25 protein-coding genes are annotated in these 25605 nt (G+C 70.0%); 8 read left to right on the top strand and 17 right to left on the bottom strand.

Annotation, left to right across the window (positions count from 1 at the left end; translation table 11 throughout):
* Positions 1-30: 30 nt before the first annotated feature.
* From CMO28_RS07225 to CMO28_RS07200, 6 genes are all read right to left on the bottom strand, one after another.
* Complete coding sequence (locus tag CMO28_RS07225) at positions 31-1176, bottom strand: energy transducer TonB (protein WP_296711753.1); 1146 nt, start codon at positions 1174-1176, stop codon at positions 31-33.
* The gene (locus tag CMO28_RS07220; RefSeq protein WP_296711752.1) at positions 1173-1601 is read right to left on the bottom strand and encodes an ExbD/TolR family protein; all 429 of its coding nucleotides are present in this window, start codon (positions 1599-1601) and stop codon (positions 1173-1175) included. Before CMO28_RS07220 ends, CMO28_RS07225 begins: the two co-directional genes overlap by 4 nt.
* A complete protein-coding gene (locus tag CMO28_RS07215; RefSeq protein WP_296711750.1) occupies positions 1598-2011 on the bottom strand; it encodes an ExbD/TolR family protein in 414 nt (137 codons plus the stop codon). Before CMO28_RS07215 ends, CMO28_RS07220 begins: the two co-directional genes overlap by 4 nt.
* Positions 2012-2036: 25 nt before the next feature.
* Complete coding sequence (locus tag CMO28_RS07210) at positions 2037-2912, bottom strand: MotA/TolQ/ExbB proton channel family protein (RefSeq protein ID WP_296711747.1); 876 nt, start codon at positions 2910-2912, stop codon at positions 2037-2039.
* A 471-nt stretch (positions 2913-3383) separates the two neighbouring features.
* On the bottom strand, positions 3384-3911 hold the full coding sequence (locus tag CMO28_RS07205; protein WP_062767183.1) for a CC0125/CC1285 family lipoprotein: 528 nt from the start codon (positions 3909-3911) through the stop codon (positions 3384-3386).
* Between the two features lie 267 nt (positions 3912-4178).
* Entirely contained in the window at positions 4179-4889 is a 711-nt protein-coding gene (locus CMO28_RS07200; protein WP_296711744.1) for an outer membrane protein, read from the bottom strand.
* 539 nt (positions 4890-5428) lie between these two features.
* Here CMO28_RS07200 and CMO28_RS07195 point away from each other — a divergent pair.
* The gene (locus CMO28_RS07195; protein ID WP_296711741.1) at positions 5429-6967 is read left to right on the top strand and encodes a hypothetical protein; all 1539 of its coding nucleotides are present in this window, start codon (positions 5429-5431) and stop codon (positions 6965-6967) included.
* Between the two features lie 47 nt (positions 6968-7014).
* Here CMO28_RS07195 and mscL read toward each other — a convergent pair whose 3' ends face one another.
* Positions 7015-7464, bottom strand: a complete 450-nt coding sequence (gene mscL / locus CMO28_RS07190) for a large conductance mechanosensitive channel protein MscL (protein WP_062767190.1) — start codon at positions 7462-7464, stop codon at positions 7015-7017.
* 328 nt (positions 7465-7792) lie between these two features.
* Between mscL and CMO28_RS07185 the strand changes: the two genes are divergently transcribed.
* Positions 7793-9049, top strand: coding sequence for a cytochrome P450 (locus tag CMO28_RS07185; RefSeq protein ID WP_296711736.1), 1257 nt, complete (start codon positions 7793-7795; stop codon positions 9047-9049).
* Positions 9050-9062: 13 nt separating this feature from the next.
* On the opposite strand, the gene CMO28_RS07180 is transcribed toward CMO28_RS07185, so the two are convergent.
* From CMO28_RS07180 to CMO28_RS07155, 6 genes are read right to left on the bottom strand one after another with little or no spacing between them, the layout of a single operon-like run.
* Positions 9063-9851: an ATP-binding cassette domain-containing protein gene (locus tag CMO28_RS07180; RefSeq protein WP_296711732.1), complete on the bottom strand. Its 789-nt coding sequence runs from the start codon at positions 9849-9851 to the stop codon at positions 9063-9065.
* A gap of 17 nt (positions 9852-9868) precedes the next feature.
* Positions 9869-11017 (bottom strand): FecCD family ABC transporter permease, encoded by a 1149-nt coding sequence (locus tag CMO28_RS07175; protein ID WP_296711729.1) that lies wholly within the window; start codon positions 11015-11017, stop codon positions 9869-9871.
* A 4-nt stretch (positions 11018-11021) separates the two neighbouring features.
* Positions 11022-11918: a heme/hemin ABC transporter substrate-binding protein gene (locus tag CMO28_RS07170; RefSeq protein ID WP_296711726.1), complete on the bottom strand. Its 897-nt coding sequence runs from the start codon at positions 11916-11918 to the stop codon at positions 11022-11024.
* Positions 11918-12979, bottom strand: coding sequence for a hemin-degrading factor (locus CMO28_RS07165; protein WP_296711724.1), 1062 nt, complete (start codon positions 12977-12979; stop codon positions 11918-11920). The genes CMO28_RS07170 and CMO28_RS07165 overlap by 1 nt, the downstream gene beginning before the upstream one ends.
* A 10-nt stretch (positions 12980-12989) precedes the next feature.
* A complete protein-coding gene (locus CMO28_RS07160) occupies positions 12990-13187 on the bottom strand; it encodes a hemin uptake protein HemP (RefSeq protein ID WP_296711722.1) in 198 nt (65 codons plus the stop codon).
* Positions 13188-13234: 47 nt separating this feature from the next.
* Positions 13235-15313: a TonB-dependent hemoglobin/transferrin/lactoferrin family receptor gene (locus tag CMO28_RS07155; RefSeq protein ID WP_296711719.1), complete on the bottom strand. Its 2079-nt coding sequence runs from the start codon at positions 15311-15313 to the stop codon at positions 13235-13237.
* Between the two features lie 386 nt (positions 15314-15699).
* On the opposite strand from CMO28_RS07155, the gene CMO28_RS07150 reads away from it, so the two are divergent.
* Both CMO28_RS07150 and CMO28_RS07145 read left to right on the top strand, forming a co-directional pair.
* Positions 15700-16191 carry an Lrp/AsnC family transcriptional regulator gene (locus CMO28_RS07150; RefSeq protein ID WP_296711714.1) on the top strand — a complete coding sequence of 164 codons (492 nt, stop codon included), beginning with the start codon at positions 15700-15702 and terminating at the stop codon, positions 16189-16191.
* A complete protein-coding gene (locus tag CMO28_RS07145; RefSeq protein ID WP_296711711.1) occupies positions 16188-16829 on the top strand; it encodes a LysE family translocator in 642 nt (213 codons plus the stop codon). Before CMO28_RS07150 ends, CMO28_RS07145 begins: the two co-directional genes overlap by 4 nt.
* Positions 16830-16876: 47 nt before the next feature.
* On the opposite strand, the gene CMO28_RS07140 is transcribed toward CMO28_RS07145, so the two are convergent.
* Together CMO28_RS07140 and CMO28_RS07135 are read right to left on the bottom strand one after the other, a co-directional pair.
* The gene (locus CMO28_RS07140) at positions 16877-17014 is read right to left on the bottom strand and encodes a hypothetical protein (protein ID WP_296711708.1); all 138 of its coding nucleotides are present in this window, start codon (positions 17012-17014) and stop codon (positions 16877-16879) included.
* An 8-nt stretch (positions 17015-17022) separates the two neighbouring features.
* Positions 17023-17808 carry a hypothetical protein gene (locus CMO28_RS07135; protein WP_296711700.1) on the bottom strand — a complete coding sequence of 262 codons (786 nt, stop codon included), beginning with the start codon at positions 17806-17808 and terminating at the stop codon, positions 17023-17025.
* Between the two features lie 236 nt (positions 17809-18044).
* On the opposite strand from CMO28_RS07135, the gene CMO28_RS07130 reads away from it, so the two are divergent.
* Both CMO28_RS07130 and CMO28_RS07125 read left to right on the top strand, forming a co-directional pair.
* Positions 18045-19103 carry a CobW family GTP-binding protein gene (locus CMO28_RS07130; RefSeq protein ID WP_296711694.1) on the top strand — a complete coding sequence of 353 codons (1059 nt, stop codon included), beginning with the start codon at positions 18045-18047 and terminating at the stop codon, positions 19101-19103.
* The gene (locus CMO28_RS07125; protein ID WP_296711692.1) at positions 19087-20157 is read left to right on the top strand and encodes a WD40 repeat domain-containing protein; all 1071 of its coding nucleotides are present in this window, start codon (positions 19087-19089) and stop codon (positions 20155-20157) included. Before CMO28_RS07130 ends, CMO28_RS07125 begins: the two co-directional genes overlap by 17 nt.
* A gap of 87 nt (positions 20158-20244) precedes the next feature.
* Here the strand turns inward: CMO28_RS07125 and CMO28_RS07120 are convergent, their stop codons facing one another.
* Together CMO28_RS07120 and CMO28_RS07115 are read right to left on the bottom strand one after the other, a co-directional pair.
* Entirely contained in the window at positions 20245-22650 is a 2406-nt protein-coding gene (locus tag CMO28_RS07120; protein WP_296711690.1) for a S8 family serine peptidase, read from the bottom strand.
* Between the two features lie 205 nt (positions 22651-22855).
* Positions 22856-23398: a GNAT family N-acetyltransferase gene (locus CMO28_RS07115; RefSeq protein WP_296711687.1), complete on the bottom strand. Its 543-nt coding sequence runs from the start codon at positions 23396-23398 to the stop codon at positions 22856-22858.
* A gap of 328 nt (positions 23399-23726) precedes the next feature.
* On the opposite strand from CMO28_RS07115, the gene CMO28_RS07110 reads away from it, so the two are divergent.
* Positions 23727-24494 (top strand): DeoR/GlpR family DNA-binding transcription regulator, encoded by a 768-nt coding sequence (locus CMO28_RS07110; RefSeq protein ID WP_296711684.1) that lies wholly within the window; start codon positions 23727-23729, stop codon positions 24492-24494.
* Complete coding sequence (locus tag CMO28_RS07105) at positions 24491-25579, top strand: ABC transporter ATP-binding protein (RefSeq protein ID WP_296711682.1); 1089 nt, start codon at positions 24491-24493, stop codon at positions 25577-25579. Before CMO28_RS07110 ends, CMO28_RS07105 begins: the two co-directional genes overlap by 4 nt.
* Positions 25580-25605: the final 26 nt, after the last annotated feature.

The raw sequence follows: 25605 nt of genomic DNA, 5'->3' as shown, positions 1-25605 counted from the left end.
GATGGCGCGTCGGCGGCGCGGGAAGACCGCTCAGCGCAGCCGGAAGACGATCGGGATCACGAAGGTCTTGGTCCCGCCATCCAGCATCTCGGGCGGCGGTGCCGGCACGGGGGAGGCTGCCTCGATCATCCGCTCGGTCTCGCGATCCAGCGAGGAAATGCCCGAGGGCTGCACGATCCGCCACGACACCACCTGTCCGGCGCCATCGATGGTGAACTCCAGCTGCACCGTCCCCTGCTGGTTGCGAAGCTGGGCCGATCGCGGATAGCGCCGGTGCCGTTCCAGCCAGGCCATGATCCGGGCGTTGTAGAGGTCGACCTCCTTGGGGTCGGCCACGCCGTTGGAGCCACCCTGGCCACCGCCCGGCAGACCTGCCGCCCCTGCGACGCCGGCCGCACCGGCCAGGCGCCCCGGTATACCCGCCGCCTGAGTGCCCGCCGGGCCCGTCTCGGGCGCTTCGGCTTCGGCACCGGCGGCCGGCTTCGGCGCCTCGGTCGGCTGGGGCGCCGGCCGCGGTGCCGGGCGCGCAGGCTTCACCGGTGCCGGCGGCGGGGTGGGCTTGGCGCGCGGCATCACCGCCGCCATCTGCCGCACCTCCTGCGGGGTCGGCTGCGGCTCGGGTTCCGGTTCCGGCTCGGGCTCCGGCTCGGGTTCTGGCTCCGGTTCCGGCTCGGGTTCCGGCTCCGGCTCGGGTTCTGGTTCCGGGACCGGCTCGGGCTCAGGCTCCGGAACCGGGTCAGGCTCGGGCGGCGGGGTGACAGGCGCCTCTTCAACCGGCGGCGTCTCGGGCTCCGGTTCGGGCTCCGGCAGCTGCACGATCTCGGGCTCGGGCTCGGGCTCAGGCTCTGGTTCCAGTTCCTCGAGCGGCGGTTCTTCGACAACGGTGTCAGGAGGGGTGGCGTCGGGGGCGGCGGCCGCAGCCGGTTCGTCCGTGGGCGCGGCATCGGGGGCATCGGGCGTGGCCACGCCACCGCCCTCGCCGCCCTGGCCGCCATCGCCACCGGCGCCGCCGAAACCGATCACGATCGCGACCTCGCCGGGAATGCCGGCCGGCTCCACCGGCTGGTTCAGCAGCCAGATCGCGCCCGCGCCATGCAGGGCAAGCGCCGCCATCACCGCGGCGGTGACCGCCCGTCCGCCGGGCGCCTCCGCCGACTGCCGTTTGCGCTGCGTCATTTCGGCACCCGCTGCACCAGCAGCACCACGCCCGGGAAGCCCGCCAGCCTTGCCGCTTCGGTCGCGGCGATCGCCGCCCCCGCCGGTGCCGCGGCATCGGTCTTCACCGCCAGCGGCTGCAAAGCCTGGCCGCGATCGGCGGCAGCCTGCACCGCGCGCGCCAGGTGTTCGCCCAGCGCGTCGCGGTCGAAGGTCTCGCCATCGAAGGCATAGCGGCCGTCGGCGCCGACCAGCAGCACACGCCGCCCCTCGGCGGCTTCCTTGCGCGCCTCGGCCGCGATCCGCGCCGGCTCGACCCGGAAGGCATCGCCCGCGGTGATGGTGCCGGCGACCATGAAGAAAACCAGCAGCAGAAACACGACGTTGATCAGCGGGATCAGCGCGTCGTCGCTGTTATAGGGGGCGCGTTGCCGGCGCAGTCTCATCGCGGCCGCACCTCCACCGATGCCGCACCCGACTGTCCGGCCGCTTCAAGCGCCGAGACGACCGCCTGCATGGGGGCAGCCTCCACCGGCCGCACATGCACCCGAAGGGTGGGGTCGGCCGCGGCACGGGCGGTCAGGCGCTGGGCAAGGCTTTCAGGGGTGACCGCCTCGTCGTCGATCGACAGGCCGCCATCGGCGGCCACGGCAACCACCACCAGGTTGCGGACGGTCGACGACGGCGGCGGCGGTGTTGCCTGAGGCCGGGCCTCGGGCATCACCACCTCCAGCACCCGCCAGTCGGCCAGCGACGAGGCGAGCATGAAGAACAGCAGCAGAATGAAGACCACGTCGATCAGCGGCGTCAGGCCGATGGCCAGGCCATGACGACGGCGGCTGCGGGTCAGGCGCATGAGATGTGCTTCCCGTGCCGGCCGATCAGGCGGATGGGCCGGCCGCGCGGGCGGTCCGGAGATCGGGGGCCATGCCGCCGCCATGGATGGCCGCAGGCCGCCGGACGTCGCCCGCCTGGCGGATCATGTCGCGCGAGACGAACAGCCGCGTGGCGGAATCCTCGATCACATGGGCCGCACGCTCCACCCGCCGGTCCAGCCAGGCATGGGCGACGACACAGGGGATGGCGACGATCAGGCCGACCGCCGTGGTCAGCAGCGCCTCCCAGATGCCGCCCGACAGCTGCGAGGGGTCCACCGCCGAACCGGCGGTCTCCAGCGTCTGGAACACGGTGATCATGCCGAGCACGGTGCCGAGCAGGCCCAGCAGCGGCGCGATGCCGCCCATCAGCTCCAACGCCCGCAGATGGCTGCGCAGGCTTTCCACCCGCTCCAGGCCGATCCGCTCGGCCTCTTCACGCAGGGCCGGCTCGGGCACGCCATGCAGGCGGCCGTCGAGCACGGTGCGGATCACGTCGGTGCCGGGATGGGTCACCCCGTCCAGCGCCGCGCGCCCGGCCTCGGGCCCCTCGCGCACCGCGCGGTCGACCGCCCGGGCCAGCTTGCGGCCATTGCCGAGGCCGGCGCTCAGGAAATGCCAGATCTTGAGCAGGATGATCGCGGTCGCGATCACCGACAGCACCCCCAGCACGCCCACGATCGGGCCGCCGGCGATCAGCAGATCCAGCGTCGACGACCCGGTGCCGCCATCGGCTTCAGTGGTGGCGACGGTATCGCCGGGCTGGGTCATGCCCGGCAGGGCGGTAATCGCGTCGCCGGCGGCCGCGCCGTCAGTCGCGCCCGAGGTTGCACCATCCGCCCTGGTTGCACCAGTGGTCCCGGCGGTATCCGCACCCGGCATTGCAGCACCGGCAGGCGCGGCAGGGGCCGGTGCAGCCGGCGTCTGAGACGCGGGAGCCTGGGCTGCCTGTGTCTGAGTGACCTGTACCGGGACCGCCTGAACCGGAGCGACCGGCGGCGGCGCAGCCGGGGCCACCGTGCCGGCATCAGTGGCCGGCGCAGAAACCGGGGCCGCCGCCGGTGCGCCATCAGGCACCGCAGCGGTCGTCACGGATGCAGGAGCAGCGCTGTGCATCGCCCCCGGCGCACCGCTTCCGGGTTCGGATCCGGCCACGGGCGCAGGCGCGGCCGTTACGGCCGCCGGCGCAGTGCCGGGTGCAGCGGTCTCAGGGGTGATGGGTTCGCCGGTCATCGCACGGAGATCCTCCGGTCGTCAGGACATCGCGTGCGACGCTACACCGAGATTTAAGCGATTGCAAATCATTCGCGGAATGATCCTGCCGCAACGCACAACCCGCCTGCCCTGCCGGCCTCAACTCCGGGCCGGGCGCCGCAATTCCGGGCCGATGGCCCCCATCACCTCGCGCGCGTCATAGGCATTGGGATCGGCGGGCCGGGGGCCCGAGAAGACCAGGATCTCAAGCCAGGCGGTATAGCGGGTATCGGGTTCGGCCGTGCCGGTCGACAGGCCCAGGCCATATCCGCTGCCGCGCCCGCCCCAGCCATACCCATAGCCCCAGACCGGGGGCGCGTCATAGGTATATCGATTGCGGGGTTCCACATCGCGGTTCACGACCAGGAAATAGTCGTTGCCGGTGGTGGTCGTGATCTCGGCCGCCCGATAGAGCAGATAGTCCTCCACCACCGAACGCGGCGTGGCCGAATTGCCGGCAAAGCTGACCCTGAAACGGTTGGCTTCCAGCCGCTGATTGGCATAGCCCTGCCCGTGAAGCAGCGGCTGATAGGGCGTGGGCCCGGCGCAGGCGGCCAGCGCCAGACTAAGACCGGCGATCACGATAAGCGGCCGGACAAGGCGCCGGCGGCGGGTCTGCGGCATCATGGGATCGGTCATCCGCTGTACCTGTCGCCCCGGCATAACGGGTCGGGGCCGGACCGGGCGGGGTCGCGCCGGGTGCGGGCCGCACCCCCTCCGCCATCGCTGCATATATGGCACCCTGCCCGCCGGCTCACCAGTGGCAGAGATATGTCATGGTGCCGCAGCCGCCTCCCCCGGAGACGACGAAACCGCCCGTACCAGAGGCACGGGCGGTTCCGAAGCAGGTTTGCCGGCCGGGGCCGGACAAGCCGTCGTAACGGAGGGTGCGGATCAGAAGTTGACGCGCAGACCGACCATCACGTTGTGCGAGCCATAGCTGTCGCTGCTGGTGCGCGCGCCGTCGGCGGCGGTCGTGGTCAGCTCCACGCCCTGGGTGCCGAAATAGCGGTACTCGCCGATCAGCGACATCGACGGGCTGAGGGCATAGGACGCACCCAGCATCGCCTGATAGGCAAAGACGGTGTCGTCATCGTCCAGCAGGGGGGGCGAGCCGTCGGCCGAATAGCCATCGGCCTCAACATACGCGCCGCCAACACCCAGACCCAGATACGGGGTCAGGCGCGAGGCCGGCAGGTAGAAGTCATGATAGACGTTCAGCATGCCCGACCAGACCTTGGACTTGCCGTTGCTGTCCGGCTGGTCCACGCCACCGACGGTGTGGTTGTCGATGTTGTTCTGGCGATAGCCGATTTCGAGTTCGGTGCGGAAGCCGCCCCACTGGGCGACGCGCCCGAAATCATAACCGACCGCGCCAAGCACGCCGAAGCCGGTCTTGAACTCCTGCTCGATCTTGCCGCCGGCAAGGCCCGAGGTGAAGCTCGTGTCGGTTTCCATATTCGCGCCGCCGCGCAGCGAGCCATACCAGCCCGGCTCCCCACCGCGCCGGAGCGCGATCTCACTGGCGACATCCTGCGCATATGCGAAGGCAGGGAGGGCGCAGAATGCGACGGCCATCGCGGCCACCGTCAGCTTGCGGGTCATCGCTCGTCGATCTCCTGTAGACGGATCTTCGTCTTGGTGGAACCGATGCAGTCCGGTTTCCGCCGGCCTTTCACCGCCGTCGGCCACGTTCCGCCCCCAACCGCGCCACCCGCAAAGGTGGCACCACCGGTTCAGGGGGGGTCTGCAACCGTCATAGCGGCCGAAACGTCATACGGCAAGTGTCCACCGTATGGATCAGTCCGCGTCCGCGCAGTTGATTCAGCCGGCACCATCGTTGTGACAGATACCGAGCATGCATCTTCCGTCCCCTTTACTATGGGGGTTGACGGGGCGCCTGTCATCAGCTTGGGCATCAGCTTCCGACAGAACTGCCACAGTTGTGCATTTCATGCAACATATCATGTGGTAACCTTGTTATTGAAATCGACCACCTTGCACTGAAAAGCTGCACAACCATGTCTTCCGGATGACGAAAAGGTTTAACATGGTCCGGTCGCCTCCATCCGACATCTACCCTTCCGCTCTCCCCCTGGCATTCTGACCTTGCCGTCGGACTCTCCCGCGTCCTGCGAGGCATCATGGATCTGCTGCACTGGGTTCGAGATCTTCTGACCAGCGATACCGCCGCGCCGGCCCGATCGAGCGCGGCCGTCGCCGAAGCCGACGACGACCGGCAGAACCTGAAACGGCTGGAACAGGTCCGTCGTCAGGTGGAAGCAGAGGTCAGCCGCCTGCTCAAGGCCCGCCCGGCGGCGATGGCCGGCCGGGTGGTCCGGCTGTCGCTGGAACCGATCGCCGACCGGCTGGGCGACCGGTGGCCGGCGGCCGCCGCCAGGGTGCGCACCGCCGCCTCCGCAATCCTGGGCAGGCGGCTGGGCCAGACGGCGGTGATCCTGCCCCACGGCCCGCTGGCACTGATCGCTGTGGCGCCCGACCGCACGCCCGACATGGTTCTGGCCGCCACCGCCGGGGCGGCCGCCGAGATTACCCGGTTCGCGTTCGGCGGGGACGATGCCGGGCCCTGGCCCGCCATATCCGTCGCGGATGGGCTGGAGGGTGAAGAGCCGAGATTTACCGCCGTGCAGATTGCCGATCTCGTGGCCTCACTCTCCGAGCCCGATCGGACACGGTCTCCGGCAGATCCGCCGTCGAGCCGGGTGCCGGTCCCGCCATCATCGCCGCCACTGGCACCGATCCATGCTCCCCTGCCAGACCTGCGCGCCATAGCTGCCGAAACGGCACGAGCGGCACTCGGGCCGCTCTGGCAGCCCATGCGCGATCTCGACCAGCCGACGACGCCCCCACCCACCGAGATGCCAGCAGGGGATGGATCAAAGCCTGACGAGAGCGTGCAGGCCCATCTGGATTGCGACTATCGGCCTGTGGTCTCTCTGGTTCACGGCCGGGTCGCGGCCGGAATGCTCCGCCCAAAGCTGAAGCGCAACACTGCCGTCCTGCGGGGATATGCCGTTCTGGGACCGCAGGCCGATGCCGTGGACATCGCCCAGCTCGATCTCTATTGCCTGCAGCGGGCGACCGCCGACCTCACGGAGGCACAACGCCAGGGGCGGAGAACGTTCGTCACCCTGTCGGTGCATTTCGAGACCCTGGCCCCCACGGCGCGACGGATGGTCTATGCAGGCAGGCTGGCCGCCGCCGCCGATCAGAGCGGCGCACGGATCGCGCCCGAGATCGTGGGCTGTCCGCCGGATGTGGCACCGTCGATGCTGGAAGCGATGGTCGCTCCGATCCGCCCGCATTGCCGCATGGTGCTGATGCGCATCAAACTGGATCACCGGCGCTTCGAGGCGGCGACCGCGGCCGGCATCCGTCGCACGGGCATCCATCTTGGTCGCCACGCCGATGCAGCAGCCCGGCAGGCTGCCAGTCTGGTGACCGGCAGCCTCACGCCGGAGGTGCGCATGTCCCCGCAGGCGCTGAAAGCCCTGGGGCTGAGCGTGCAGCGCGCGGGCCTGCGCCTCTACATCCTGGGCGTCGACGATGACGAGCGGCTCGACATGGCGGCCGCGGCCGGCGCCGATCTGGTCGCAGGCGAGGCGATCGGCGCCGCCACCGCCACCCCGCCTCTGGTCGGCGTGCTCAAGGCACCGGGCTGATTGGGGCGCCGGGCTGATTGCGGCGCTGGGCGACGATTGAAGGCCGCTCAGGGCTTTGGCTGGCCGCGCTCCGACGCCAGCAGATCGCGGATCTCCTGCAGCACCAGCAGTTCCGGCGCCGGCGGCGGCGGGGCGGCCGGAACGGTCGGGGCGGCTTCTTCCTTGCGCTTCAGGCGGTTCATCTGCCGGACCAGCAGGAACAGCACCCAGGCGACGATCAGGAAGCTGATCACCCGGTTCAGGAAGACGCCGACATTGATCGTGGCGGCGCCCGCTTCCTTGGCGGCCGCCAGGCTTGGATAGTCGCCGCCGGACAGATTGATGAAAATGTCGGTGAAATCGATGCCGCCGGTGAGATAGCCGATCGGCGGCATGATCACATCGTTGACCAGCGAGGTGACGATGGCGCCGAAGGCGGCACCGATGATGACGCCCACCGCCAGGTCGAAGGCATTGCCCTTGACCGCGAAGACGCGGAATTCGTCGATCAGCTTCATAGGCAGGACCCCTTTTCGTTCTACGACGTCTTTCGACGACGTCTTTCTATGACTTTCTTCCCGTCGGCCGCAGGCGGGAGGGCGGTGTCCGCAGCGACACGCCTGCCCTGATTAGGCAGCGGCTGCCCCGCAACGGCAAGTCCCGGGCGCAGGCCGGCCCATGACAGTTCAATTTCCCGGCCGCACGGCTCCCCGCGACGTCACGTCCTCTGGCGGGCCGATACGACCACCCCATATGATGACCGATGGTCCCACGCGTGTTGCGATGCGGCAGTTCATGCTAGTCTTGAACCATGACGGGGGATGAAAGATCCGTGCGGGGGCACCGATGACCATGATCGGACAGGGCAATAAGGCCGGAAATGGTGGCCAGGCCGAGCCGATCGATTTCGGCAGCGCGGCTTTCCGCACCGATCCCTGGCCGGCCTATGCCAGCGCCCGCCGCGACCGGCCGGTCTGGTGGTCGGACCGGCTGGGCCAGCTTTGCGTCGTGCGCCATGCCGATGTCATGCGGGTGCTGACCGACCCGGTCTTCACCGTCGAATACCCGTTCAAGCGTACCCGCCAGGCCTTCGGGGAAACCCTGCTCGACATCGATGGCGCCCGTCATCTTGCCCAGCGCCGCGCCGCCCAGCATCTGCTGGGCTTCGAGGGCGTGGCCGCGGCGGTGGCCGGGCTTGCCCCGGGCATCATCGGCGCCACGATATCGGGCCTGCCGGCGGGCCGGCCGGTCGATGCGGTCGCGGCCCTGGCCGAGCCGATCGCCCGGGGCGTCATCCGCGGCCTGTTCGGCATCGATGCCGAAACCGGCGACCGGCTTGCACGGCATCTGTCGCGGGTCAGCCGCTATATCGAAACCGCCGATGTCGATCTGGGCGATGTGGTCGAAGACCGCCGGGCGCTCGAAGCCGAAATCGGCCGGCTGATCGACGAGGGGCTGTCGCCGCGCCCGGCGGCGCTGGCCCTCAGGGTACAGCGCATGGCCTCGGAACTGGAGCGCACCCAGCTGATGCGGCTGATGCTGCTGATGATGGCGGCCGGCGTCGAAACCCCGCTTTCGGCCATCGCCAATGCGCTGGCGGTGCTGCTGGATCATCGTCATCTGATCGACCGCCTGGCGGTGGAGCCCAGCCTGGCCGACAGTTTCGCGCTGGAGGTGATGCGCTTCCAGCCGCCCCAGCACGACACCACCCGCTTCGTGCGCGGCCATACCATGCTGGGCGGCATCGAGGTCCGGCGCGGCACCTCGGTCCGTGTCTTCCTGGCCAGTGCCAATCGCGATGAAAGCGTCTTCCAGGCGGCCGATCGTTTCGACCCGGAGCGTTTCCTGCCCGGGCGGCCGCCGGTGCCGGTGCTGTCCTTCGGGGCCGGGCGCCATGCCTGTCCGGGCCGGCCGCTCGCCTCGGCGATCATCGCCGAAGCCCTGCGCCGCCTGGCCGGCGGGTTTCAGGATATCCGCCCCGCCGAGGACTGCGACCCCACCATCACCGGCGAAGGTTTCCGCCGGCCGCAGCGCCTGACCCTGGTGCTGGACCCGCGCCGGCGCCCAGCCACCGCCAGCCTGCCCGGTGCCGCCGTCGCCTGAGGGGCGGCCCGGCTCAAAGCCAGCTGAAGCCGATCCGCGGCCTGCCGGTGGTGCCGTCCAGCACCACATGGGCGGTCACGTCATAGACGGCATCCAGCGCCGCCGCCGTCAGCACCCGGGCGGGCGCGCCGCGATCCAGGATCCGCCCGGCCCGCATCAGCACCCCCTCGTCGGCGACCGCCGCCGCCAGATCCGGATCGTGCAGAACCGCCGCCACCGCCAGCCCGCCATCGGCCGCCTGACGCATCACCCGCGCCAGATCGCGCTGGCGGGCGATGTCGAGCGCGGCATTGGGCTCGTCCAGCAGCAGGGCGCGGGTGCCCGGCTCGGCCCGGCAGCCCGCTGCCTGGGCCAGTGTCCGCGCCAGCTGCACCCGGCGGCGCTCGCCGCCCGACAGCCGGGTGACGATGCGATCGGCCAGCGGCCCGATGCCGGTATCCGCCATCGCCTGGCGGATCGCCACCGCATCCTCGTCCGGCGTCGCCACGCCGCGGAAGGGCGCCCGCCCCAGCGCCACCACCTCGGCCGCGGTGAAGGCGAAGCCCAGCATGTCGGCCTGCCCCATCACCGCCCGCCTCTGGGCAAGCTTCCCGGCCGGGATCCGCTCCAGCGACACCCCATCCAGCGCCACCCGCCCGCCATCGGGCCGGATTGCGCCGGTGGCGAGGCCGAGCAGGGTGGATTTGCCCGCGCCATTACAGCCCAGGATGGCGACCAGGCGCCCCGGCTGAATGTCCAGATCGGCTTCATCGACCAGGGTCCGGCCGCCACGGCGGCAGGTGACGCGGGTCAGGCTCAGCATCGGGGCCCTCCGGTGGATCAGATGCCGCCACCGCGGATGCGGGCGCGCAGCAGATGAATGAAATACGGCCCGCCGATCAGGGCGGTGACGATGCCGATCGGCAGTTCGGCGGGGGCAGCCACCAGCCGCGCCGGCAGGTCGGCGCCGACCAGCAGCACGGCACCGGCCAGCACCGACAGCGGCAGCACGCCGCGATGGGCGGGGCCCACGGCCAGCCGCACCAGATGCGGTACCACCAGCCCCACGAAGCTGATCGTGCCGGAGACCGCGACCGCGGCACCGACACCCAGCGCCGCGCCGATCACCGCCCGGCGCCGCAGCCTTGTGCCGTCGATCCCCAGATGATAGGCGTCCTGGTCACCCAGCGCATGGGCATCCAGCGGCCGGGCCAGCGGCAGCAGCAGCCAGGCCGCAATGGCGATGGCGATGGCCGGCGCCCAGATCAAGCCCCAGCGTGCCCCGCCCAGGCCACCCATGGCCCAGAAGGTCAGTTCCCGCAGCTGCTGGTCGTCGCCGATATACGAAAACAGGCCGACGCCGGCCGCCGCGATCGCGCTGATCGCCACACCGGCCAGCAGCAGCAGCGACATGTCCTGCCCTCCCGCTGCCCCATCCAGCGCAGCCCCGCCGGCCAGCCGCCAGACCAGCATGGTGGCGGCGATAGCACCGCAGAAGGCGGCCACCGGCACGATCGCCGCGGCCGCCCAGTCGGGCAGCGCCGGCACCAGCGCATGGCCAAGCACGATCGCCGCCACCGCGAAGAGTGCGGCCCCCGACGACACACCGATCAGCCCCGGATCGGCCAGCGGGTTGCGGAACAGCCCCTGAAGCACGGCACCCGACAGGCCCAGCACGCCGCCCACCATCAGCCCCAGGATCAGCCGCGGCAGGCGGATATCCATCAGCACCGCCGCCTTGACCTGATCGGCCCGGGCGATGTCGACCGCGGCCGGATCGATCCAGCCGAAGCGGACCATCAGCGCCTGCGCCACCGCCGGATAATCGGCCGGCGCGATGGCGAGCGGCCCGGTCGCGAGTGCCGCGACCGCCACCGCCAGAAGCGCGATCACCAGTGCCGCGCCCATGCGCCGCCGGGCGCGCGCCCGGGCATCGACGATGCCGTCGATCGCCGGCGGCACGGCCGCCTGGTCGGTCACGACCGCCACGATGTCAGACCCCTGCCCTGTCGAGCCCGGCGGCGAAGCCGGTCGCGATCCGGGCGGTAGAGGGGCCGAGCCCGGCGAGTGCCCGGCCGTCGATCGCCAGCAGCCGCCCCGCCAGGGCGGCAGGCGTCAGCCTGAGCTGCGGCAGGTTCAGAATGGCCTCGCGGCCGCCCATGCGGGCGATGGCATGTTCCGGCATCATCAGCACCTCGGGCGCCGCCGCCGCTGCCGCCTCGGCCGAAACCGGGGCGTAGTCGGCCACTTCGTCAAAGGCATTCCGGCCGCCGGCCAGCCGGATCACGGCCGCGGCCGCGGTGTCGCGGCCGGCAGCCATCAGCCCGGAATTGCCGATGCCGATCACGCACATCACCGACGGGTGATGCGCGCGGGTCTCGGCCGCCGCGGCCAGGCTGGCGAGTTCGGCGGTGACCGTCCGGCCGAGTTCGGCCGCGGGGCCTTCCAGCCCGACAGCCTTCCCCACGGCCATGATCGCCGCCTCGACCTCGTCGATCCGGGTCGCGGAATGGATCATCCGCACATCGATACCGGCCGCACGCACCTGATCGAGCGTCGAGGCGGGGCCGGCGCCGTCATCGGCGATCACCCGGGTCGCACCGGTGGCGATCAGCCCTTCTGCGGCCAGCGTGCGCATATAGCCGACCTTGGGCAGTTTCATCACCTCGGCCGGGCTCTGGCTGGTGGTATCGACCGCGACGATGCGATCCCCTGCCCCCAGCGCCCAGACCGTTTCGGTCACGGCGGCACCGATGGTCACAAACCGGTCCGATGCGGCGGCATCTGCTGCAAAGGCGGCCCGGCCGACCAGGCCGGAGACGGCGCCGCCGGCCCCCAGCGCGGCCAGGCCCGCCAGGAACCACCGCCGGTTCAGGTCGGCCGGGCGCATCAGCCGGTCACCCCCGGCAGGGCATGAACCAGGGCGCGCCATTCGGGCAGCTCCGGCACGCCGGTCTCGCGCACGCCGACCATGATCAGGAACAGCTCCCCCGCCTCGTCATACAGCTCGACCGCGGTCACGGTGCCGTCGACGGTCGGCTTGTCGACCTGCCAGGCGGCGGCGATATGGTCCTCGCGGACATGCAGGTTGAAGCCCGGATCCAGGATGTTGATCCAGGGCCCGCGCGGCTCCACGCGCTGGATGGTCCCGCCCGAGATCTGGATGCAGCCCGGGTTGGGCACGAAGATCATGATCTTCACCTGATCGCGCGCCGCAGCCTCCAGCGCCGCGCGGAAGGCCTCCTGGCTCAGCCGGCGGGTAAAGCGGCCTTCGGCCAGCTTCAGCGCCGCCGGGCGCGACACGCCATGGCGCTTCAGCATCGGCAGGAAGTCGTGGGTATCGGCCAGATGTTCCCAATCCGACAGGAAGGAACCGGCATCGAAGCCGGCCGGCGCCTCGGCGGGGATCCCGTCGGCCTCGGGCGCCGGTTCAAAGGCGGGCGGCGCCTGCACGGCGGCACGCTTCGCCTCGATCAGCGCCGCCCAGGCCGCACGGTCGCTTTCCGGGCGCAGATAGATCTTGTGCATGGCGACGCCATGGCGGTCGAAGAACTGCAGGCTGGACAGCTTCGTGTCGCCGCGGGCTTCCTCGACCACCAGGCTCGCGAACCAGCGGTTCAGGAACAGGCGCAGGTCGATCGGCTTGTTGATCACCAGGCCGGCATGGGCGCCGAGCGAGACATTGCCATAGGTGCCGACGATCTCGTGCACCGCATGCTCGTTGCGGGTCAGCGCCATCACCGGGCCCAGGCTTTCCACGGCGCGGATCAGATCACCCGGCTCCGCATCCAGCAGGATGACGTTGCCGCCGATGCCGGAGGCCACGAGTTCGCCTTCCGACACGCCCAGACGGGCCGCCTGGTCGCGGACGCGCAGCCCCGGCTCGGCCGCGGCAAGGGCCGCGCGGCGGGCGGCAAGGTCGGCGCTCTGATCGATGGAGGGCATGGTCATCTCATTCGCCTCACTTGGTCAAAATCAGCTTGTTCTGTCTTGTACGGCGCAGACGGTAGGTCTCGCCGCAATGCGCGATCAGCACCTCCCCCGCGGCGCCGAGCAGCGCATGGCTGTCCAGGCTGGCCGGCCCGCCCGGGCCGGTACGCGGTTGCGAGCGCTGGCCGCTCTCGGCCTCGATACGGACGTCCGCGGGTTCGGTGTGCATGATCGGCGGTCCTTGTCGGGTCGTTCCGCTAAGAACGGCGGGTCGGATCAGAAGCGATAGGCGGCGGTCAGCTTGACGGTCCGTCCCGGATCGTCCAGTTCCGACAGCGCCTGGCGATAGGTCTTGTCGAAGACATTGTCGACGGCCAGGTCGAAGCGCGCCCCGCGCAGCCCGCCATCCGACGGCTGGAAGCTGATCCAGGCGTCATGGACGGCATAGCCCGGGGTCACTGTCTCGCCATTGGCGATCCGGTCCTGGCGGTCATGGGCGACCATGCGCCAGCCGGTCACCACGTCGCCGCCCATGAACTTCAGGCCGCCGCCCAGCGACACCTTGTCGCCCGGCAGCCCGCCCAGCGGATCGCCCTCGGTCCGGTCGTCGCCGCGGATGCGGGCGGCGCCGAAGGTCGCGAACCACAGCGGGGCATCATAGGCGAGTTCGAATTCCACACCTTCCAACCGCGCGTCCTGGACATTGCTGCGGGTGGTGGTTCCCGGCCAGCTGTCGAACCGGACCTGCATCTCGATGAAGTCTTCCACATCATTGCGGAAGGCGGCAACCCGGCCGGTCAGCCGGTCACCCGAGGTCAGGACATCCGCCTCAGACAGGGTCAGGCCGATCTCCTTGTTCTTCGCCGTCTCGGGCCGCAGATCCGGGTTGGCCACGAAGTTGTTGCCCGGGAAGTGTTCGCCGGTGGCATAGAGTTCGGTCAGCGAGGGCGCGCGGAAGGCCTCGGCATAGCTGGCATAGGCCTTCAGCCAGGGCGTGACCGCATAGGCGACCGAGATCGACGGGCTGACGGCATCGTCGGACTTGCTGTCCAGGCCATCGGCCTCACGGTCGAAGCGATCGTAGCGCACGCCCGGCGTAAAGGTCAGGCGTTCGAAGAACACGATCTCGTCCTGGATGAACAGGCCGAAAATATCCTGCTGCGCATCCGGATATTGCGGCCGCGCATCACCATTGCGCTTGCCGTCCTGCTCGTCGCGATAGGCCTCCACACCATAGGTCACGGCATGGCTGCCGAAGCCGCCAAACTGGAAGCGGCTGGTATTGGCGATGTCGATGCCGGTGGTCGCAAGATCGGTCTCGTCGAAGCGGCCGGTATCGGTCCGGCGCTCTTCCAGGGCGGTCTCTGTCCGGTAGACCTTCGCATCCAGGTCGAACCAGGGGTTGCCGTTGCCGTCGAAGCGCCAGCCGAGCGTCATGGTCTTCTGGTCGGTCTTGCGGTCGACGATGATGCTGTTGGTGTTGGTATTGGCCGCCGACGGGATGATGTGGTCGTCGTGGAACTGCAGGTAGGAGGCGGTCAGCTCGTGGCCTTCGGCCGGCCGGAAGACCAGCTTGGCCAGGCCGCTGCGAACCTCGTCGGCGGTATAGGGGATGGTCTCACCCGACCCGTTCTCAAGATCGTCGGCATCGAAGCCGGTGATGCCGACCAGGGCTTCGGCATTGGCACCCAGCCGGGTCGCACCGATCGCATGGGCGCCGAAACCGTCGCCATTGCTTTCCCAGCTGACACCGACCTCGCCGCCCCAGGGCTCACCGTCTTCCAGGAACCGGCCGGGGCTGAGGGTGTCGACCTCCATCACGCCGCCGATTGCGCCGCTGCCATAGAGCGAGGAGGCGGGGCCGCGCCGCACTTCCACCCGCTCCAGCAGCGAGGGGTCGATGAAGATCCGGCCACGATGGCCGCTTTCAAAATTCTGGCGCGCGCCGTCGACGCGCAGCACCACCCGCTCTCCGGTCAGGCCGCGGATCACCGGCTGCATGGCGGTGCGGCGCGGGCCGCCCGACATCTCCACGCCGGGCATGTCGTCGACCAGATCGCCCAGATCATCGGCCTGGCGGATCTTGATCTCTTCCTGCCCGACGACACCGATCGAGGCCGGCACCTCGCTCGCGGTCTTTTCGGTGCGGGTGCCGAGCACGGTTACCGGATCGAGTTCGATCGGCGCCCGGCCGGCGGCAAGCTGGATCTCGTCTGCCGGGGCGGCAGCATCGGCGGCACGGGCATGATGGGGCACGGTACCGGCGGCAAGCGCGGTGCCGGCGGCAAGCACAAGGCCGAGCGCCGACAGGCGGCGGCGGGCGATGCCCTGATTGGTTAGAACGTAGAACGACACGGGGCCAAGCCTTCTCACGGCGGTTCTTATGACCGGACGGGCGCAGTGCCGCTCCCGAACGGGGCGCGGCGCCACGCCCGGGAGCGGGCACTGGCTGCCTGGCATGGGGGCCACCCCGGCCGCAGCGCGACCAAACGGCGGAACGGCCCCCATGCTGGGTGGCTGGCTCTAGGGGGGGCGGTCGCGACCTCATGTCGCAACCGCCTCACACGCCGAAACCTAAACGGAGTCTTACGCAATTGCAACTCATTCTCATTACCAGAAAACCAATCGCCTGACCCGGGATGGCATTCACCATATGCGGTAATTTTCAGGATGATATCTTCCCATTCCCACAAAATACGAATACAATCCCGATTAATATGAATTTCTCAGGACGTGATCCGATGCTCGACGACGCCGACCGGAAAATCATCGCCCGGCTCCAGGCCGATGCCCGCACGCCGATGGCCGAGCTGGGGCAGGCTGCGGGCCTCTCTACCTCTGCCGCCCACGATCGCGTGCGCCGGTTGACCGAACGCGGGGTCATTCGCGGCATGACGCTGCGCGTCGACCCCGCGGCCATCGGCCGGGGTGTGCTGGGCTTCGTGTTCGTGGCGCTGGGGGGCCCTGCGGTCGAAGCCGCCTTCGTCGAGATGCTGAAAGCCGATCCGGCGGTGCTGGAATGCCACCACGTCACCGGTGACTGGTCCTATCTGCTGAAAGTGAGGGTCGCGGACATCGCCGGCCTCGAAGCCCTGCTCGGCCGGCTGAAGGCGACCGGCGCGCTCGTCCGCAGCCACAGCATGATCGCCCTCTCGTCGCCGAAGGATGACGGCGCCCCCTCCCCCTTCCCCGACATGCCTCTCTCCGATCTGCCGCCCGAGGTGACGCCATGACCCCGCTCGATGCGCTCTTACGCGGCATGGCGCTCGGCCTTGCGGTCGCGGCCCCGGTGGGGCCGGTCGGCCTGCTCTGCCTCAGACGCGCGGTGACCGGCGGCTTCACAGCCGGCCTCGCCTCGGGCTTCGGGGTGGCGGCGGCGGATCTCGTCTATGCGGTGATTGCGGCCTTCGGCCTCGGCGCGGCGCTGGGGGTGGCGGCGATCGATCCGCTCTGGCCGCGGCTGGCCGGGGCCGCGCTGATCCTCTGGATCGGCCTGGGGGCGGTCCGCCGCGGCTGGGCCGTGCTCGCCAGTGGCGATGCCGGCCCTGCGGCCAGTACCGGCCGGGCGGGGCGCGATGTGCTCGGCGCCTTCCTGCTCACCCTCTCCAACCCGATGACCATCGCGAGTTTCGCGGGCCTCTTCGCCGGGCTCGGCCTCGGTGCCACACCGGCGGGTGCCGGGCCCCTGGTGCCGGCCGCCCTGGCGACGGGGGTCTTCCTCGGCTCGCTCGGCTGGTGGGTGATGCTGTCGGCGGCCGGCAGCCGCTTCGGCCGCAGGCTCGGCGCCCGCAGCCTGGCCCGCATCGATATCGGGGCGGGGCTGGCGCTCATGGCCGGCGGGATCTGGCTGGCGGCCGAAGCCGCCGGCTGACCGGCTCAGGCTGCCCGGCTCAGGCTGCCCGGCTCAGGCTGATCGACTCAGGGCAGGCTGCGGACCAGCGCCAGCACCGCCGCGGCCGCCAGCGGCACCAGAATGGCGGCAAGCGCCAGCCAGGGGCGCCGTTTCGGCCGCCGGCGGGCCCTGGGCCGGCTGTCGTCGCGATGAGCGGTCTTCATCCGGGCCCTCAGAACCCGTCGAGTGCCAGGCGCAGGCGCGAGGTCAGCGCCTCGACCTCGCCGGCCGACAGCGCCGGCTCGGCCGGCGGCACCAGCGACGGCCAGGCCCGGGCCAGCTGGCGCAGATCGCCCGCCACCGCCTTCCAGCGATCGGGATCGGCCTGCTGAAAACGCAGCTGGGCCTGGCGCAGGATGCCGATCACCACCTGCATGAAGCCCAGACTGTCCTGATAGCCGGCAGCATTGGTGATCCGCCCGCCGCTGATCGCCTGGCCGTATTCGGCGGCGATGGTGTCGAGCATCAGACTCGCGACCTTAAGCCCGGTATGGATGTCGCGGCGCTCTTCGACCGGCACCGAACCGGCGGCCGCCTTCAGCTTCGCCATCACCGCGTCGATCGCCGCCGAAACCTCGGCCGCAGGCTTTTGGGCTTCGGCCGCCGCGCGCACCGCATCCAGTTCGGTATCGAAGCCGGCGATGCCGCGGGCTGCGATCGACGGTGCGATCAGCGGATAGATATGCGCCGCCGGGTGGCGGAAATGAACCAGGGCCTCCTCGCGCCGGCCATCGGCGTAAAGCGCGCCGCCGACCCGCAGATGGCCTTCCACATAGCCCAGCTGTGCCACGAAATCGGGGGTCTGGAGCACCGCTGCCGCCGGCGCCGATGTCGTGGTTGCCGCTGCCGCTGCCGCCGGGGCCGGCGCACCGGACAGCATGGCACCAGAAACCAGGGCGGCGCCAAGAACCAGGGCTGCGCGAGGGGCGATCCGGCGCGTGCTGCGGGTGTCGGTCATCCTGATGCTCCCGAAGGTGACGATCTTCGGGAAACATACGCTGCACGGCGGGGTTTCGTCGATGTCGGGTTTCGTCGCAGCCGCAAGCTCCCGGCCGGCACGGATCACAAGCCGGTTGTATACGGCCCCCGCACGGGTGCTATGCTTTTGCCCCCGACGCGCACCCGGCTCTTGGCGCGCCACTCCGGACCTGCCATATCCGACGCCTGAACCATTCCCTCCCGTCCGAGGACCTCATGGAAAAGATTCCCGTCACCGTGCTCACCGGTTACCTGGGTGCCGGCAAGACCACGCTGCTCAACCGCATCCTGACCGAACAGCACGGCCGCAAATATGCCGTCATCGTCAACGAGTTCGGCGAGATCGGCATCGACGGCGACCTCGTCGTGGACGCGGACGAGGAAGTCTTCACCATGAACAATGGCTGCCTGTGCTGCACGGTGCGCGGCGATCTGATCCGGATCGTTGGCGCTCTGCTCAAGCGCTCGGGCAATCTGGACGGCATTCTGATCGAGACCACCGGCCTTGCCGAACCCGCACCGGTCGCCCAGACCTTCTTCCTGGACCGCGACATCGCCAGCCGCACCCAGCTGGACGGCGTGGTGACGGTGGTCGACGCGCTGAACCTTGAAAAGCGCCTGGTCGATGCGCCGGAAGCGGCCCAGCAGGTCGCCTTCGCCGACATCATCGTGCTGAACAAGACCGATCTGGTCGATGCCGACACGCTGGCGCGGGTGGAAGCCACCATCCGCCGGCTGAACCCGCTGGCGCAGATCCACCGCACCGAGCGCAGCAATGTGGCCCTGGATGCCATCCTCGGCCGCGGCGCCTTCGACCTGAAGCGGGCGCTGGCGCTGGAGCCGGACTTCCTGACCGAGGGCGACGGCCACCACCATCATCACGATCATGATCATGGGCACGATCACGGGCATGACCACCATGATCATGACCACGATCACGCCCCCGCGACACCCGGCGTGCTGGCCCACGACCACGACCTGTCGATCTCCAGCCTGTCGCTGACCACCGACCAGCCGCTCGACAAGACGCTGTTCGAAAGCTGGCTCAGCATGCTGCTGATGACCAGGGGGCAGGACATCCTGCGCTTCAAGGGCATCCTGAACTTCGCCGGGCAGAACCGGCGCTTCGTGCTGCAGGGCGTGCACATGATCTCGGAAGGCACGCTCGACCGCCCCTGGGCGGAGGGCGAGACCCGGCGCAGCCGTCTGGTGATGATCGGCCGCGACCTGGATGCCGCCGAGCTGAAGCGGGGGTTCGATGGCAACGTTGCTTGATACCCCCGCACCCGACAGCTATTTCAGCCGCCTGGCATCGCGCCGGCGCAGCGAGGATCTCGACGCCCCGGCCGTGGGTCTCGCCTTCGATCGCAAGGGTGAAGCCCTGGCCGTGGCGCTGGGCGACGGCAGTGTGCGGATCTTCCGGCGCAATGACGGCTTCACCCTGGGCTCGGCGGTTCAGGCCCACAAGGGCCAGGTGCTGTCCTTCGCCCGCGACATCGGCGCCGGCGCCTTCCTGACCGGCGGTGATGACGGCAAGGTCACCTCGGTCTCGGCCGAGGGCAGCGTCACCGTGCTGGCAGAGCTGGGGCGGCGCTGGGTGGAAGCCGTGGCGACGTCGCCTCAGGGCGGCCTCCGCGCGGCGGCGGCGGGCAAGCGCGTGGTGCTGATCGACCGCCAGGGCCGGATCACCGGCGATGGCGACGATCATCCGCGCACCGTCACCGGGCTGGATTTCCATCCCAAGGGCAAGCGGCTGGCCGTGGTCCATGGCGACGGGGTGACGCTCTGGTGGACGGCCTCGTTCGGCAAGTCGCCCAAACGGCTGCCGGTCGAGGGTCAGCTGATCGGCGGGCGGATCTCGCCCGATGGCGACTGGCTGGTCGCCGCCACCGGCGATTCCACCCTGAATGCCTGGCGCCTGGCCGATGGCCACAAGCTGCGCATGGCCGGCTATGACACCAAGGTGCGCAGCCTCGCCTTCACGCCCAATGGCCGGATGCTGGCGACCAGCGGCTCGTCGAACGTGATCGTCTGGTCCTTTGCCGGCCGCACCGGCCCCGAAGGCAAGGCCCCGACCGAAATCCCCCAGCCCTATGGCACGGGGGTGACGGCGGTGCTCTGGCATCCGAAATCGCCGACCCTGATGATCGGCTATGATCACGGGCTGGTGGTGGCGGTGCCGGGGGCCGGCACCGGTGCGCCGATCACCGAACCCTCGGGCAGCCCGGTCGTCGATATCGCGATCAGCGACGATGGCGACTGGCTGGCCGCGGTTACCGAAAACGGCCGGCTGACCGTGCTCGACATGCGCGCCCGCCAGACCGCCTGACGGCCTGCCACCGGATCACTCAGAACGAAGGGCCGGACGATCGCTCGTCCGGCCCTTCGTCTTGTCGTCGTCGCTGAACGTCCGCGATCACCAGGTGATGCGCACGCCCACCGTACCGGCCTGGTCGGCGACGCCGTCGCCAAAGCGGCCACGCCACGAAGCATAGGCGCTGGTCGACCCGTCGACCGCCAGCACCGCCTCGACCACGGGGTCGAAGGTCAGCTCGTTCTCGCGCGCCAGATCCAGGTTGTAGGCACCCGCCGCCGTGCCGCCCAGCACGCCGGTCATGCTGTCGTCACCGGTGGGGCTGCGATAGCCCATGCCCAGCGTCACCGCCGGCATCAGCACCGGGCCACCCAGGTCGAAGCCGCGGCCGACCGTGACGCCGAGGCCGGTGCCGACCTCGCCCAGCCACAGCTCGTCGACCCGCGCATTCAGGCTGCCGGCGCCGGTTTCGGTATAGCCCTTCTGCTGCAGGCCGGTATAGCCGACCCAGGCCTCGGGACCGACCGACCAGCCGGAGACGTCGTAGGTGGCGCCCAGCGCGATCCGGCTCTGCACGGTCAGACCCTCGGTCTCACCCTTCGCGGTGCGCAGCAGGCCCGGCAGGGCGATCACGCGGTCGGTCTCGCTCCAGCCATAGCCGACCGAGAGCGACCCATCCAGGTGGTAGCGATCCTTGGTATAGCCGCCATAGACGCCGAGGGTGGCCAGATCCGCCGTGCCCTCGCCCAGGCCGCCATCGGTCTTCGTGCTGCTGCGGCCATAGGCGGTGAAGCCGCCGACCCGCCAGCCCTCGCCGACGATGGTGTCGATACCGGCGATCACACCGCCGCCGCTCGCCCGATAGCCATAGCGCTCTGCCGTCGCGTCCCGATCCAGCCACTGGCCGAAACCGCGCACCCAGCCGCCGGTCTCACCACCCTCCATGCCCGGCAGGCGGGCGAGCGAGGCCAGGCTGGAACTGCCCGAGGTTACATCGGCCATCACGGTGGCGGCGGCCGCGAACTGGCGCGGCGCATCCATGGCTGCGGTCACGCCCGCACCGCCCTGGCGCACGGCGCCGAGGCGTGCCGACACCGTCCGGCCGATCTCGCCCAGCAGGGCCAGCGTCGCCTCGGCGGTGGCGGTGTTGCGGTCGGGGCTGAGCTGCGACAGCGCGCCGTCCATGCCCGAGCGGCCGACCACGTCGAGCGCGCGATAAACGGTCAGCGGATCGGTGGCGAAATCCTCGCCGACCAGGTTCCGGAAGGTCGTGCCCATCACCCGGCCGCGGTCGGAGGTCGCCGCCAGCGTCATGGCGTCGGCCCGGCTCGCGATCAGCAGGAAGGCCGCCTTGTCGACCTGGATCAGGCGGAAAACCAGCTTCTCGGGCAGAGGCTGGCCCTGCTCGTCCACCCGCTCGGTCAGGGTCGCATCGTCATAGGTGACCTCTTTGCCGGTCAGCGCCAGGGCCTGATAGATCTCGTTGACCGAGGCACCGGGAGAGGCCGAGGCCAGCAGCGCGATCGCGCCCGCCACATGCGGCGTCGCCATCGAGGTGCCGTCCATCTCGTCATATTCGCCGTTGAACACCGACGAGACGATCCCGACGCCCGGCGCCATCAACTCCACCAGTTCCGACTGGTTCGAGAACACGGCGATGATCTCGTCGCTGTCCACCGCGCCCACCGGAATGGCCCCGGTCAGGCAGGCGGGCGTCGAGACGGTGGTGGTGTGGTACTCGTTGCCCGAGGCCACGACATTGGCGATGCCCGAGGCCTGGGCCGTCTGGAAGGCTTCGGAAAGTGCCGCACCGCCGGGGGTCTGCTCGTCGCAGACGCCGGAATATTCACCGGCCCCCAGGCTCATATTCACCGCAACGACCCGGTACTGCTGCGCCAGCTCCATCACGTGGGAATAGGCACGGGTCAGGCCGTCATTGAGCGCGCCGGTGCAGTCGGGGTCGCCCTCGCCGCAGCCGTCTTCCTCGTCCCCGCCATCCGGGCTCTTGATCAGGATCGCCGCGATCTTCGCATCGGGCGCCACGCCATAGGCCTCGCCATTGTTGCCGGCGATCGTGCCGGCGACATGGGTGCCGTGATTGGCGTCCGGATCGTCATAATCGGGGGTCGCCGTCCCCTCGCCGGTCGCAAAATCGGCACCGCCGCCGCAATCACCGGTCTGGCCACCGGCTGAAATGCCGACGCAGGCCTCGTCGACCACCTTGCCCTCAAGGAAGGGATGGCTGGTCTCGACGCCGCTGTCGATCACCACCACCACGGTACCCTGACCGGTGATGCCGCGCTCCCAAAGCGCGCGGGCGCCGATCATGTCCACCGAATTCATGATGCCGCCCGGCTGGTCGGCGCGGGCGGGGCCGGCGGGCACCAGGGCGGCCAGCCCGCCCGCCAGGGCGGTGCCGGCCACCAGGGCCGCGGTCAGACGGGAAGCAGGCAGACGGGAAGCAGGGCGGCGGCTCCGGCGGCCGCGGATCGATCCGACATTGATCATGGTCAGAGCGTACTCACACTCGCGAGGTGCACGGGCGGCGCTGCCACCCGGCCCCCGCATTTCGGGGGGTGTCACGCTCTCGTCATAGCGGATTGATGTAAACGGCGTGTAAACGGCGATCAACCGCGGTTTACCCGATACACGTGCAGTCCCGGGTGACACATTCTAGCAACAGTCACCCGGCTCGGCCGTCGGCGCGCCCGGCTCAGGCCAGGCGCTTCTCCAGGCGGATCTTGCCGATCATCATGTGCAGATCCCGGTCGCGGACGGTCGACCGGCCGACCGCCTGATAGCCGCGACGGCGGCAGAAGCCCAGCCCCCGTTCGTCGCCTTCCAGAACGTCGATCACGATCCGCTTGCGGCCGCGCTCTCCGGCCGCCTGTTCGAAGGCGGCCAGCAGGCGGCTGCCCAGCCCCCGCCCCCAGGCGCGCGGATCGACCCAGAGATCGGGCAGCTGTTCGCCATCCGCATCGCCGACCGCCAGGCCCAGAACATGACCGCCGACATCGGCGACCAGGATCCGCCCGGGTGTCTGGCGCAGCAGCGTCTCCAGCATCTTGCCGTCGGCCATCGGCGCACGGGCCGACGACGGCAGCACGCTGCCGGGCCCCTTTTCCCACGCGGCAACCCCCACACGGGTCGCCGCAGCGGCATCGGCCAGCCGGCCTTCGCGGATGGCCACCGGCAGCTCGCGCTGGGGCGGACGCGCTGCCCCGCTCGTGTCGGATGAACCGGCTCGTCTGTCCATGGATAAGATCGCCTTCGTCCCTGTCTCGTTCCTGGCCCGTATCCAACCGGGCCTGACCCGTTTTCCATCGGGTGGCCCATGCCCGTCGGGCGTCGCGGCATGCGGGGAAGCCGGCCGCCTCAGTGTCGCAGATTGCCTGCCCGTGGATCAAATGAAGCTTCTATCCCCAACCCCGTTCGACGGCCAGTGTCGATTTGCCTGAGCCAACGACCGTTCATTCGAAAAGCATCTTTTGCGCGAACGAACGGTCTCTCGTCGCCGAACCGTCATCAAATGAAAACCGAACCTTCCTTTGAACCGATGACGTGGCGCGGACAGGATCAGGCCCATGAACACGACCCGCCGCCGCACCGAAATCCTGTCGCTCGTCCGCGAGACCGGCTATGCCGGCATCGACGCGCTGGCCGCCCGTTTCCGGGTGACGCCCCAGACCATCCGCCGCGACGTCAACGCGCTGTCCGATGACGGCCGGCTGAAGCGCATGCATGGCGGGGCGGCCTGGCCCGACCGCAACATCGCCTATGGCACCCGTCAGGTTCTGAACCTGGATGCCAAGCGCCGGATCGGGCGCGCCGTGGCGGCACTCATCCCCGACGGCGCCTCGGTCTCGCTCGGCATCGGCACCACGCCCGAACAGGTCGCCCGCGCGCTGGCGGAGCGGGAGGCCGCCTTCACCGTCATCACCAACAATGTCGCCATTGCCGCCCTGCTCTCAGAAACGCCCCGGATGGACGTGACCATTGCAGGCGGCCGGCTCAGCGATCGCGGCGTCACCGGAGAGGCGGCCGCACGGGTCTTCGCCGCCTATCGGGTCGATTTCGGTATCGCCGGTGCGGGCGGCATCGATCCCGACGGCACCCTGCTCGACTTCACCCCTGACGAGGTGATCGCCCGTCAGGCTATCATGGCCCATTGCCGTCAGCGGGTGCTGATCGCCGATGCCACCAAATTCGGCCGCGCCGCCAGCGCCAGCGGCGGACGGATCGAGGACGCCCATCTTCTGGTCACCGATGCGGCCCTGCCGCCGGCGCTCGCCCGGCTGCTCGACACTGCCGGCACCCGCGTGATCGTCACCGCCGCGGAGACCGCCGCATGACAGCGCCTCAGCCCTCCCCCACCGGTATCGGCCTTGATCTCGACGGCATCACCCGCCGCTGGGCGGGGGTGACCGCACTCGACGGCGTGTCGGTCCGGGCAGAGCCGGGCGAGATGCTGGTGCTGCTCGGCCCCTCGGGCTGCGGCAAGTCGACCACGCTGCGGATCATCGCCGGCCTGGACCAGCCCGACGAGGGCCGGGTGCTGATCGGCGGCCGCGACGTCACCCGCGACGGGCCGGCGGCCCGTGGCCTGGCCATGGTGTTCCAGTCCTATGCCCTGTTCCCGCATCTGGATGTCGCCCGCAACATCCTGTTCGGGCTGGAGGTACGCGGGGTTCCCGCCGCGGAACGTCGCAAGCGTCTGGCCGAAGCGGCCGATCTTCTGGGTCTCGGCCAGCTGCTCGACCGCCGACCCTCTCAGCTCTCGGGCGGGCAGCAGCAGCGTGTGGCGCTGGCCCGCGCGCTGGTCGCCCGGGCGCCGCTCTGCCTGATGGACGAGCCGCTGTCCAATCTCGATGCCCGGCTCCGGGCCGAGATGCGGCGAGAGATCCGCGCCCTGCAGCAGCGCCTGGGCCTGACCATGGTCTATGTCACCCATGATCAGGCCGAAGCAATGAGCATGGCCGATCAGGTGGTGCTGATGAATGGCGGCCGCATCGAACAGGCCGCCCGGCCCGACCGGCTCTACGACCGCCCCGAAACCGTCTTCGCCGCCCGCTTCATCGGCCAGCCGCCGATCGGGCTCATCAGCCCGGCCCGGGCGCCCGGCCTGCTGGCCGGGGCACGGGCCGAAGACATCTGCCCCACCCCGCTCGACACACTGGTCGCCGCCGCCGATGCCCTGGCCGGCCGGGTCGCCGAGCGTGAATATCTGGGGGCGGATGCGATCCTCGGCATCGATCTCGACGGCTACGCACCGGGCGCCGGCCGTCTCACCGCCCGGGTTCCGGGCCACCATGCCATCGCGCCCGGCACCGCCGTGGCGCTCTCCATCGCACCCGGCCGGCTGCACGTCTTCGACGCTGCCACCGGCCGGCGCGTCGACCCGCCGGCCGGCACCGCGGCCGACCTGCTCAGACCCTGATCCTGCCTGCTCACCGGAGAACCGCA

Source organism: Tistrella sp. (assembly GCF_002684955.1).
Lineage (GTDB): Bacteria > Pseudomonadota > Alphaproteobacteria > Tistrellales > Tistrellaceae > Tistrella > Tistrella mobilis.
Note: the sequence above shows the minus strand (reverse complement) of the source record. Positions and strands in the feature narration are given on the sequence as shown.